The 10,296-nt window shown below is 64.5% G+C and carries 12 protein-coding genes; 6 read left to right on the top strand and 6 right to left on the bottom strand.

The window, feature by feature from the left end; genetic code table 11:
* Together DQP57_RS26950 and DQP57_RS25375 are read right to left on the bottom strand one after the other, a co-directional pair.
* A partial coding sequence (locus DQP57_RS26950; protein WP_430920196.1) for a hypothetical protein occupies nt 1-505 on the bottom strand: 505 nt, incomplete at its 3' end.
* A 169-nt stretch (nt 506-674) separates the two neighbouring features.
* A complete protein-coding gene (locus tag DQP57_RS25375) occupies nt 675-3,221 on the bottom strand; it encodes an excinuclease ABC subunit UvrA (RefSeq protein ID WP_112635529.1) in 2,547 nt (848 codons plus the stop codon).
* 107 nt (nt 3,222-3,328) lie between these two features.
* On the opposite strand from DQP57_RS25375, the gene DQP57_RS25370 reads away from it, so the two are divergent.
* Both DQP57_RS25370 and DQP57_RS26720 read left to right on the top strand, forming a co-directional pair.
* On the top strand, nt 3,329-3,598 hold the full coding sequence (locus tag DQP57_RS25370) for a hypothetical protein (RefSeq protein ID WP_112635527.1): 270 nt from the start codon (nt 3,329-3,331) through the stop codon (nt 3,596-3,598).
* Between the two features lie 237 nt (nt 3,599-3,835).
* On the top strand, nt 3,836-4,123 hold the full coding sequence (locus tag DQP57_RS26720) for a hypothetical protein (RefSeq protein ID WP_133259312.1): 288 nt from the start codon (nt 3,836-3,838) through the stop codon (nt 4,121-4,123).
* On the opposite strand, the gene DQP57_RS25365 is transcribed toward DQP57_RS26720, so the two are convergent.
* The 3 genes from DQP57_RS25365 to DQP57_RS25355 are packed head-to-tail and all read right to left on the bottom strand — an operon-like array spanning nt 4,052 to nt 6,159.
* Nucleotides 4,052-4,534, bottom strand: a complete 483-nt coding sequence (locus DQP57_RS25365; RefSeq protein WP_240631889.1) for a hypothetical protein — start codon at nt 4,532-4,534, stop codon at nt 4,052-4,054. The genes DQP57_RS26720 and DQP57_RS25365 overlap by 72 nt on opposite strands.
* Complete coding sequence (locus DQP57_RS25360; RefSeq protein WP_112635525.1) at nt 4,531-5,340, bottom strand: SDR family oxidoreductase; 810 nt, start codon at nt 5,338-5,340, stop codon at nt 4,531-4,533. The genes DQP57_RS25365 and DQP57_RS25360 overlap by 4 nt, the downstream gene beginning before the upstream one ends.
* A 3-nt stretch (nt 5,341-5,343) precedes the next feature.
* Nucleotides 5,344-6,159 carry a sigma-70 family RNA polymerase sigma factor gene (locus tag DQP57_RS25355; protein WP_240631888.1) on the bottom strand — a complete coding sequence of 272 codons (816 nt, stop codon included), beginning with the start codon at nt 6,157-6,159 and terminating at the stop codon, nt 5,344-5,346.
* A gap of 235 nt (nt 6,160-6,394) precedes the next feature.
* Here DQP57_RS25355 and cax point away from each other — a divergent pair, with 235 nt between their 5' ends.
* From cax to DQP57_RS26715, 4 genes are all read left to right on the top strand, one after another.
* Nucleotides 6,395-7,552 (top strand): calcium/proton exchanger, encoded by a 1,158-nt coding sequence (cax, locus tag DQP57_RS25350; RefSeq protein ID WP_112635523.1) that lies wholly within the window; start codon nt 6,395-6,397, stop codon nt 7,550-7,552.
* Between the two features lie 301 nt (nt 7,553-7,853).
* Complete coding sequence (locus DQP57_RS25345) at nt 7,854-8,087, top strand: hypothetical protein (RefSeq protein ID WP_112635521.1); 234 nt, start codon at nt 7,854-7,856, stop codon at nt 8,085-8,087.
* 21 nt (nt 8,088-8,108) lie between these two features.
* A complete protein-coding gene (locus DQP57_RS25340; protein ID WP_112635519.1) occupies nt 8,109-9,116 on the top strand; it encodes a DUF2971 domain-containing protein in 1,008 nt (335 codons plus the stop codon).
* A 28-nt stretch (nt 9,117-9,144) separates the two neighbouring features.
* Complete coding sequence (locus tag DQP57_RS26715; RefSeq protein ID WP_133259311.1) at nt 9,145-9,684, top strand: hypothetical protein; 540 nt, start codon at nt 9,145-9,147, stop codon at nt 9,682-9,684.
* Here DQP57_RS26715 and DQP57_RS25335 read toward each other — a convergent pair.
* A complete protein-coding gene (locus tag DQP57_RS25335; RefSeq protein ID WP_240631887.1) occupies nt 9,681-10,121 on the bottom strand; it encodes a tyrosine-type recombinase/integrase in 441 nt (146 codons plus the stop codon). The genes DQP57_RS26715 and DQP57_RS25335 overlap by 4 nt on opposite strands.
* Nucleotides 10,122-10,296: the final 175 nt, after the last annotated feature.

The following is a 10,296-nucleotide window of genomic DNA, read 5'->3' as shown; positions in this document are numbered from 1 at the left end:
CTTCGGCTTCCGCGGCCAGGGCTTCGGCTTCGGCGGCCAGGGCTTCGGCGGCGGCGGCGTCGGCGCGCGCCCGCGCCTCGGCGGCCACCGCTTCGGCTTCCGCGGCCAGCGCCCGAGCGGCGGCCGCTTCGGCCTGCGCCCCCGCGTGGGCCTCCACCTTTTCCCGCGGCGGCGGTTTGGGCTGCATTCGGGGCTGATTGAGGAGCGGCTGACGGTTCGGCCTCGGGGCGCCGGCGACCCGCGCCTGCTGCTCGGCCACCCGGTACGGACCGGCCAGGAAATCGATCAATACCAGCGCCACGCCGGCCAGCAGGACCAGCGGCAACGCAAACGAGGGGCGCGTGACCATCCCCCAGATGCCGGCGACGGTCAGCGGCGCCGCGAACAACACCGCGGCGCCGGGGTACCGACCACCTAGCTCAAGGATTGTCGCGGGCACCGCCGAGGCCCGGGCGGCCAGCGGGAGCCGATCCGGCTGGCTACCGACGACTCTCTGAGATCCCACGATCCCTCTCCTTCACGGAGATGCTGGCACACAAAGAGTACTGCGCTAACGGGCGCGGCGGTGGATCAAATTTTCGTGTCTTGCCAGCAATATCGCCGTATTACCGGCGCCGGACGGCGACACGGTCGGTCACGGTAGCTCGCGGCGACGCCGAGCGTGGGCAGATACGTCACCGCGTGACAGGCGGCGCCAACCGCTTGGCGAGATACGGCGCCGTGCGGCTGTGTTTTGCGCGCGCCACCTTCTGCGGTGGCCCCGCCGCGACGACCCCACCGCCGTCGCTGCCGGCCCCCGGCCCCAGGTCGATCACCCAGTCCGCGCCCGCCACCATCCGCATGTCGTGTTCGGCCACCACGACGCTATTGCCCGCGTCGACCAGGCGGTGCAGCTGACGGTCGAGCAGATCCACGTCGGCGGGGTGCAGCCCGGTGGTCGGCTCGTCGAGGACGTAGAGGGTATGCCCTCGCCGGGGTCGCTGCAGTTCGGCGGCGAGCTTGATCCGCTGCGCCTCGCCACCCGACAGCTCCGTTGCGGGCTGCCCGAGGCGGAGATAGCCCAGACCGACCTCTTGCAGCGTGATCAGGCTCCGTGCCGCGGAGGCGACGTCGGCGAAAAACTCCGCGGCCTCATCGACGGTCATCGCCAGCACGTCGGCGATCGTGCGGTCGCGATAGCGCACCTCGAGTGTCTCGTCGGAGTAACGCGCTCCGTGACACGTTGGGCAGGTGGCGTATGTGCCTGGCAGGAACAACAATTCGACCGAGACGAACCCCTCGCCCTGACAGGTGGGGCAGCGACCTTCGGCCACGTTGAACGAGAACCTGCCCGCCGTCCAACCCCGACGACGCGCCTTCGGGATTGCGGCGAACTCCCGGCGCACGGCGTCGAACAAGCCGGTGTAGGTCGCCAGCGTCGAGCGCGGCGTGCGTCCGATCGGGCGCTGGTCGACGGACACCAGCCGGTTGATCTGCTCGGCTCCCTCTACCCCCACACCGACACTCGCGTCATGATCGAGATCGGCTATGCCACTGTCGGTTTCGTCGTCATCGGATTCGACCGCGTCGGCCGCTCGTCCGGTGCCGAGCTGGCTGTGCACGACATCGCCGAGGACCTTGACGACGAGTGTCGACTTGCCCGACCCGGACACCCCGGTGACCGCGGTGTACACGCCAAGGGGTAGGCCCACCTCGAGGTCTCGCAGATTGTGGAAGCAGATTCCGCGCAGCCGTAGCCACCCGGACGGCGTGCGCGGTTGACGAGGCTGCGGGCCGGCTTTGTCGAAAAGGTATCTACGAGTGACGGATTCCTCGATGTCGGCCAGACCGGGCACCGGTCCGCTGTAGAGCACGCCCCCGCCAAGCTCACCGGCGCCAGGTCCCACGTCGACGATCCAGTCGGCGCGGCGCACCACGTCCATGTCGTGTTCGACGACGAATAGCGAATTGCCCGCGCGCCGTAGGCGATCGAGCACCTCGAGCAGCGGTTCGGCGTCGGCGGGGTGCAGTCCGGCCGACGGCTCGTCCAGCACATAGAGCACGCCGAACAAGCCGGCGCGCAGTTGGGTGGCCAGCCGCAACCGCTGCAGTTCGCCGGGTGACACCGTCGGAGTGCGGCGACTCAGCGTGAGATAGCCGAGGCCGAGATCGATGAGTACCTGCAGGCGTGCGACGAGGTCGGCGGCGATCATGGTCGCCACCTCCGTCAGCTCGCCGGATTCCGTGGATTCGTACGCGGCCGCAGCATCAGTCCGGGAGGCCGTCGGGCGCAACGCGTCGGCAAGCTCGGCCAAGGGCATCGCCGTGTAGTCGGCGATCGTGCGACCGGCGAACGTCACCTGCAGCGCCTCGGGCCGCAACCCGGAACCGTCGCACACCGGGCACTCGACGGTGTCGACGAATTGCAGTACGCGGCGACGCATCATCGCGCTGTGGGAGTTGGCCAGCGTGTGGCGGACGTGACGTTCGGCGCTGGAGAACGTGCCGTTGTAGTAATAATCGGCCTGCACCGGGTGCTGGCCCGGATCGATTTCGACCGTTGGCTGCTCGTCGGTGAACAGAATCCAATTACGTTGCCGCTTAGGAAGTTTGTGCCATGGCTTGTCGATGTCGTACCCCAGCGTGACGAGGATGTCGCGCAGGTTTTGGCCTTGCCACGCGCCCGGCCATGCGGCGACGGCGCCCTCGCGGATGGTCAGCGAGGGGTCTGGTACCAGCGTCTCCTCGGTGACCCGATGGATGCGTCCCAGCCCGTGGCATTCGGGACACGCCCCCACCGCGGTGTTGGGCGAGAACGCATCGGAGTCCAGGCGTTCCGTCGCCCCGCGCGGGTAGGTGCCGGCGCGCGAGAACAGCATCCGCAGCAGGTTCGACAGCGTGGTGACGGTGCCCACCGTCGACCGCGACGTCGCCGAGCCGCGGCGTTGCTGCAGCGCGACGGCAGGAGGTAGCCCGGTGATGTCATCCACCTTGGGTGCGCCGGTGGGCAATAGCAGCCGACGCGCGTACGGGGCGACCGATTCGAAGTAGCGGCGCTGGGCCTCGGCATAGATGGTCCCGAAGGCCAACGACGATTTGCCGGATCCGGAGATCCCGGTGAACGCGACCAGCGCGTCACGCGGCGCCACGACGTCGACACCGCGCAGATTGTGGACCCGCGCCCCGTAAACACGCACGCACGGGTCGATTTCGTCCGCGCTTTGATCGGGCAGTTGAGTCATCTTGCTCAGCCGAATACCCCTGTTACGGCCGCGGCAAGCGCTATGTTTGCTGCTCGCCATCGGATCTGATGCCTCAACCGCTCCCTGCTCTGGCCTAGCATTCTTCCATGAGTGACGTAAACGATGAGGTAGCAGCCGTCCTGCAGTATCTAGAAGAAAATGAGAAAACCGCTCTTGAGAATGGGCGCAACGATCTGGCGGACCGGATCGCCGCCCAACGACGTAAACTCCTCGAACCACTACCCGCTGATCTGGTTCAACTGCTTAACGACATTGCCGACGGGCTCGAAGCAGCGGGATCTGATGACATTCTCACCGGCGACACGATCACCTACATCCGCAAAGCCGCCAACGACCTGCATCGCCACAACCGTTGACGAGCGCGCAAACCACGAATTGCGAAAACCCTTTGTAGTCGACCTTATTGGCGGTCCACCGTGGGGTATCGAGGTTTTCTTGTCGATGCCGATGATCGACCATGCCGTTTCGACGTCGGGTCGGGCGGGAATTCCGCCGTGGCCATGACGGAGCGAGGGCTGTGCGGCCCACCACGTTTCTGCGTTTGGCGAATCGGGCAACGTCACTCATCCACTAACGCTCGAGAGGTTTGGGCGATGATCCCATTCCTCCGGCCACTCCGGTTGCTGCGATTGGTCCTCATCGTCGCGGCGCTGCAAAAGGCGTTCGGCGACGGCCTCATCGGCATGATCACCGCGACCGTGGCCGCTTGGATCGTCCATCGCGTCGCCGAGGAAGAAACCACAACGCAGGCCGCGACCGCCGCGCAAATCGACGAGCTACGCGCGCAGATCGCGCAACTCACGGGGCTGCTAACGGAAGCGGCTGGCAAGCCAGATGCCGGCGCGGGGGCCGCTGCCACCACTCCCCGAGCCACGAAATAGTTCGTCGACGTGGGGCCGTGGCCACGCCGTGAGGATCACCAGCACGACGGGCAGCAGCACGGCCACCGTGAGCACAATCGTCTGCCAGACCGCGGCTTTCATCGTGAAGTGCTCCAGGTGCGTGAGATGAAAGATCAAGTGCGGGATGGCGAAAAACAGGTACGCGCCCAGCGCGATGCGCACCATGCGCCGCTCCATCGTGATTGCACTGACAACGAATATGAGCGCAAGCGAGAGATTCATGGCGCCATAGTCGCGCATGAGGTGTTCGGAGTACGGCGGGATGAGATCAACCCAGGGCACGTAGTCGTAGAACGCATGAGGGGCCAGCGTCGCGACGAGCCCGACCACCACCTCCACGACGGTCAGAAACCACACCCCGGCGCGAAGCGCAACCGGCGAAGCATTCACCGCAACCCCTTGTGTCGACGGTGCGGCAGGTAAGCGCGGATGGCGTCGCGGTAGGGCAGCTGGCCCGTGGCGACTTGTTCGCCGAGGTATTCCTCGAAGGTGATCGTGCCGGCTGCGTGCTCCGGGGTGAGCAGCCCGCCGGCGCGGATCCCGCCAAATACCTTGCCGGGCAATCGGACCGGGACGATGCGTCGGCGCTTACCGACGATCGCCAGGTAGCTGCGGGCAAGATCGTCGATCGCACGCGCCTGCGGGCCACCGAAATCCGGCGCACGCCCTATCGGCTCGCCCAGCGCCAATTGGGCCAACCGTGCGCCCACGTCGCGCACGTCGACCGGTTGGAACCGCAGGCTCGACGGCAGCGCCAGGACCGGTGGTTTCGCGAGCATGCGCAACATGAAGGCGATCAGATCGTGAAACTGGGTCGCCCGCAGCACCGTCCACGGCAGGCCCGACTCGGCAATCAGGCGTTCGTTGGCGAGCATCATGCGATAGAGCGCGAATGGGACGCGGTCGATACCGACAATGGAGACGTACACCAGATGCGGTCCGCCCGCCCGTTTGGCCGCCGCGACCACGTGCTCGCTGGGATAGACGCAGTGCACGATGGTGTCGACGCCGTCCATCGCTGCGTCGAGTCCCGCGCCGGTTTGCACGTCCCCCACGACATGCCGGACATCGGTGGACTGTTCGGGCCGCCGCCCGCGGCTCAGGACGCGGACGTCCTGCTCCGCGGCCACCAGGTTGTCGACAACGATGCGGCCTACGGTTCCCGTGCCGCCGGTTACGAGTACTGAGTTGGTCACACCCTATGAACCGGGCAGGCCCGCCGGATGTGACAACTGTTCGGCAAGAAATCGCAATTTCTCGGGATTGGCCAGGATCCGCACGGCCGCTATCCGCTGGCCGGTGATCTCGAAGCACAAGACACCGGCCAGTGTGTCGCCGTCGAATGCCAGCATCGCCGGCTCGCCGTTGACTTCGGCGGCGTCGAGACGCAGCCGTACCTGCGCCAGGTTTCTGGTGAACACCCGCGCCACGTACTGGGCCATCCGGTCGCGGCCCGAGATCGGGCGCCGGGCGGCCGCCACCTTGCCGCCGCCGTCGGCCGTGGAGGTCGCATCGGCGGTCAAGATTTCGACGAGTCCGGCCACGTCGCCGGCGCTCGCGGCGGTGAAGAAGCGATCGACCAGGGACCGCCACTGTGCCGGCTCCGGTCGGTGCGCCGGCTGACGGGGTTCGCCCAGTCGCTGCCTGGCTCGCCGGTACAGCTGCCGGGCGTTGACCTCCGACGTCTCGAGGATCTCGGCGATCTCTAAATGGCTGTAAGCGAACGCTTCTCTGAGCACGAACGCCGCTCGCTCGTTCGGCTTGAGTTGCTCCATCACGCTCAGCAGCGCAATGGACACCGACTCGCGTTGCTCGGCACTTTCCTGCGGGCCGAGCGACCGGTCGTCGGTGAGGACTGGCTCCGGAAGCCACGGCCCGGGGTAGACCTCCCGGCGAGCGCGGGCCGACGTGAGCCGGTTGAGGCACAGGTTCGTGACAGCCTTGGTAAGCCACGCCGGCAGCGATTCGATGAGCGCTGAGTCCGCGCCGTGTAGTCGCAGGTATGCATCCCGCACCGCGTCTTCGGCTTCGGTCGCCGACCCCAGCAGTCGGTAGCCAACCAGAACAGGCGCGGCCGCTGAGCCTCGAAGTGCTCCACGAGGTCGGTCACACCGCCAAGACTGCCACGGTTCGGCCGTCGCCGGATGGCTGCGACCGCACAGCCGGCGCGGTCTTTCGCTTGGCAGGGCAGAGCGTGGTTTCGGAACCAACCGGTTGTGGAAAACTTCAGCGCGATCAGAGGAGAGGCGCGTGACGACCACCCATCCCGAACGGCTTCCGCTGTTGACGCGGCGCGACCGCATCATGATCACCCTCACCGTGCTTGCGTCCACGGCGGCCGGGATTCTCTACTTCGCCCACGCGAATGCATTGCTGGCGTTCATCATCTCCGCACTCGCGTTGGCCACACTGGCATCTCTGGTCGGCCGTTCGGTGGAGGCGGTCGGAGACCGGCTCGGGCCCAACGCCACTGGGATATTGCAGACGGCGCTGGGAAACCTGCCGGAGTTGTTCGTCATCTTGTTCGCGCTCAAGGCAGGCCTTTACGGCGTGGTGAAGGCCACCATCGTCGGGTCGATTCTCTCCAACGCCCTGCTGGTGCTCGGGCTGGCATTCGTGGCCGGCGGGATCAAGCACGGCCGCCAGCGTTTCGCCGCCGACGACGGGCGCACCCTCGGACTGATGTTCACCCTCGCGGTGTTCATCCTGGCCGTCCCCTCGCTGACGGCTGCGATACACACCCCGGCGCAACAGCACGAACGGGCGGTGTCGGTCGTCGTCTCCGTCGTCATGCTCGCGCTGTTCGCACTCTCGCTGCCCGCCACGCTGGGAAACCGAGCCACCGACCCGGCGCCGCAAGCCGGTGAGAAACCCTCCAGAGCGACCTCTCCCATTGTGGCCAGCCCCGATTCGGCCCACGCCGCCAGTGCCGCAACAGCACACGGCGAGTGGCCGTTGGCGATGGCCATCGGCATGCTGGCCCTCGCCGGAATCGGTGCGGCCTTCGTGTCGGAATGGTTCGTCGCCGCCCTAGAGCCGGCGATGCACGCAGCGGGCATCAACGAGGTGTTCGCCGGTCTGGTGATCGTGGCCATCGCCGGCAACGCAGTGGAGAATTTCGTCGGCATTCAACTGGCGGCCAAGAACCAGATGGACTACGCGGTTCAGGTTGTCCTCCAGTCGCCCGTCCAGATCGCACTCACCATCGCCCCGATCGTCTGCCTCGCGGCGGCATGGCTCGGCCAGCCCGGTTTCGATCTGGTGTTCTCGCCGCTGCTGTTGGCGTCGATGATTATGTCGGCGCTGGTCGCGGTGCTGGTGACCTTCGACGGCGAGTCCACCTGGTTCGAGGGAGCAGTGCTCATCGCGCTCTATGTTGCGATCGCCACGTCGTTCTGGTGGGGATGAGTCGCTCCAACGGTCTACACATGGTCGAAGCGCCTTGGGATGAACGATCGGCGGGGCTCGAACCCGCGACCAACGGATTATGAGCCCCTAGGTCTATCCGGTTTAGAGGCTCTGCAACGTCGCCGCGCGATCCTTGAGCCGCTCAAAACGCCTAGTCACAGTAGGACAGACGGGTCGGCGAGCCAATTGCAGCGTACCGTCCGTTGTCCCAGGTGGCCGGATTGCCGCCGCGCTGCTGTCACGCTGCTGTCACGGTGTTGCTCAGCCTATGTTTGTCGGTGCGTCGGAGGACACTGGAGTCATGAGTGATGAGAGTTACGACGGCTACCGAATGGTCGATGTGAACTCGGGACAGGTGTTTCGGGTGCGCGGCGCTCGGGTGGTCAATTCCAACGGAGGGTCGCCCGCTTATCGCATCAGGGCAGGCGGCCGAGTGGTAGACGCCAACTCCGGAGAGTTGCTTTTCCGCATCCGTGGCGGTGGGCGTGTGGTCGACGTGAACAGTGGTGAACTGCGGTATCGGCTGCGGGGCTGACGCCACCGCGCAGGGGATCCTATGAGTGACAACATGTTTAAGGAAGACGCAGCTGAGCACAAGGTTCTGTATCACTACACGGATGCAGGCGGTTTGGCGGCAATCGTTCAGCAGGGACTGTTGCGGGCGACCGACATACGGTTCCTCAACGATCCGCTGGAACTCAGGTACGCGTGGGAAGCACTGCTTGCCGCCCTGGAAACGGCCAAGGCGGAAAAACCCGAATACTCTGAGGCTTACGATGCTGCCTTGCAGGCGATTTCAATGACCAATGCTATCGATCCGGACGCAATTGAAGACCGCATTTTCTCAACGTCATTCTCGGAGAACGGCGACGAATTGGGCCAGTGGCGTTCGTACGCTGATGACGCGAAAGGCGTGGCGCTGGGGTTCGACAAGGAAAACATAACGATGCTTAAAGTTCCATACTACTACCATACGGAGCACGGCCAGCTTGTTCAAATGACAGCGATCGAGGGTGGTACTAACAAGCAGGTTCCGTTTACGTGGGGCGCGTTCACCCAGCAAGTGCAGTATGGCGATGAGGCACGACAGCGCGCAATCGAGGCGGTGCTCTACCAAGTCGAACAGTCTTGTGGAAAGAACGGTGAGGGGCGGCTTTCAACCCGGCTATTTAACGTCATCAACCAAATCCCGGTGTGGCTGTCGATGCTTGCGTTGGTAAAGAAGACGACCTATCAAAGCGAGCAAGAGTGGCGACTTACAATAGCGGAACACTTCGGATCGTCATCCCTGTCGATAAAGAATGCTCTATCGAATGTCGAAGAGTTCAAATGGGCCGCACAAGGACCCCTTCAGACCGTTGACGTGAAGTTCCGGCCAGGTGGGCTGGCGGGTTTCAAGCCGTACACCGAAATCCCGTTTGAGAGATCTGCGCTCGTCAAAGTCGTCATTGGACCCAACGTGGAAAGCCGCGACAAGGCGGTCTCCACTGCGAAGCGGTTGTTACAGCGCTATGGATATTGGCACACCGAGGTCGTGGCGTCGGAGCATGAGTACCGCGTGTAGGCCCGTCGCTACGCCTTAGTCTTCAGTAATGACTTCGGCACTGACGGCGTGGCTCCTGGCTGATCCGTGTCCTCCTGCCACGCAACCCGACGGGCTCACTCAACCGTGGGCAACTGTCATAGCTGCGTTCATTGCTGTCATTGGCGCTGGGATTGCCTACGCCGGGGTAACGAAGACCACCCGTACTACAAGGCGTGAAAACCGTAGAGATGAAAAGGTGGCGGTCTTGACAGAGGCTAGTGCTGCAATCCAGGAGCTCACCAGAGCGATTGACCGTGTCGGCTTGCCAGAAGATGCAGCGGTTCGCGCCGCGCGCGTCGCAAAGATGGACGATGGGCCAATGAAGAAACTTGGCGATAAGTCTTCAATGGCTGCAACCAAGTTGGCTCTCTACGGCTTTGATGCTGCCGCTGAGCAAGCAGAGACACTCAACGACACGCTTCGAATTCCCTGGGACAGCTTACGCAAAGACCCTGGCACTGCAGTGAATCTCAACGATTGCCACCAGGCGTACGACAGGACCCAACGTGAAATCCATACCGCTTTAAAGGGACTGCTGGAGGGCTAGCCGTTCCGTCGCTGCAGCTCGACAACGTTGGCTAGAGCGGCCGCAACCGGACGGGCCAGCTTCGGTGCCGCCGTCTCGTCCTCGCGGATGTAGTCCGCGTAGGTGGTTAGCGTAAGTACGAAACTCGAGTGCCCCAGCCACTTTGACACCTGCATGTAGTGCTCCCCTGCCGACAGTGCCAGCGTAGCGAACGTGTGCCGCAAGTCGTGGAACCGTACGCTCCCAAGGCCAAGGGCCTTAGTCGCTGGCTGAAAGTAGTTGTGGTACAGGTTGTCCACCACAATGGGCTTGGCCCAATCAAACTGCGCCACGCCGCCCGACGTTGTGCCGCCGCGACTGTTGCGCCTGCCGGGAAACAACGGCGCGTGCGCTACGTACTTCACGCCTTCTGCGTTGATGCCTGAAAACGGATGGATTCGCGACAAGTAGTCCCTCATATCGTCCGCCAACCACGGCGGGAGGGGGACTACGCGATTGGTGCTAGTCTCACTTTTCGGCGTGCCTTCTATCCATTGAAGCGGCGTAGGCGCTGAGAGCCGTGTGAGGGGGACCCGTTTGGTGGTCCAGTCGCTATGCAACTTTCGGTTGGTGGGCCGTGGCCCACTGTAGGGC

Origin of the sequence: Mycobacterium colombiense (assembly GCF_003284935.1) — a bacterium.
Taxonomy (GTDB): domain Bacteria; phylum Actinomycetota; class Actinomycetes; order Mycobacteriales; family Mycobacteriaceae; genus Mycobacterium; species Mycobacterium arosiense_A.
Note: the sequence above shows the minus strand (reverse complement) of the source record. Positions and strands in the feature narration are given on the sequence as shown.

Excerpts from the sequence above, each read along its gene's own strand:
- DQP57_RS25375 (WP_112635529.1), bottom strand. The coding sequence starts at position 3,221 with ATGACTCAACTGCCCGATCAAAGCGCGGACGAAATCGACCCGTGCGTG.
- DQP57_RS25370 (WP_112635527.1), top strand. The coding sequence starts at position 3,329 with ATGAGTGACGTAAACGATGAGGTAGCAGCCGTCCTGCAGTATCTAGAA.
- DQP57_RS26720 (WP_133259312.1), top strand. The coding sequence starts at position 3,836 with ATGATCCCATTCCTCCGGCCACTCCGGTTGCTGCGATTGGTCCTCATC.
- DQP57_RS25345 (WP_112635521.1), top strand. The coding sequence starts at position 7,854 with ATGAGTGATGAGAGTTACGACGGCTACCGAATGGTCGATGTGAACTCG.
- DQP57_RS25340 (WP_112635519.1), top strand. The coding sequence starts at position 8,109 with ATGAGTGACAACATGTTTAAGGAAGACGCAGCTGAGCACAAGGTTCTG.
- DQP57_RS26715 (WP_133259311.1), top strand. The coding sequence starts at position 9,145 with ATGACTTCGGCACTGACGGCGTGGCTCCTGGCTGATCCGTGTCCTCCT.
- DQP57_RS25335 (WP_240631887.1), bottom strand. The coding sequence starts at position 10,121 with ATGAGGGACTACTTGTCGCGAATCCATCCGTTTTCAGGCATCAACGCA.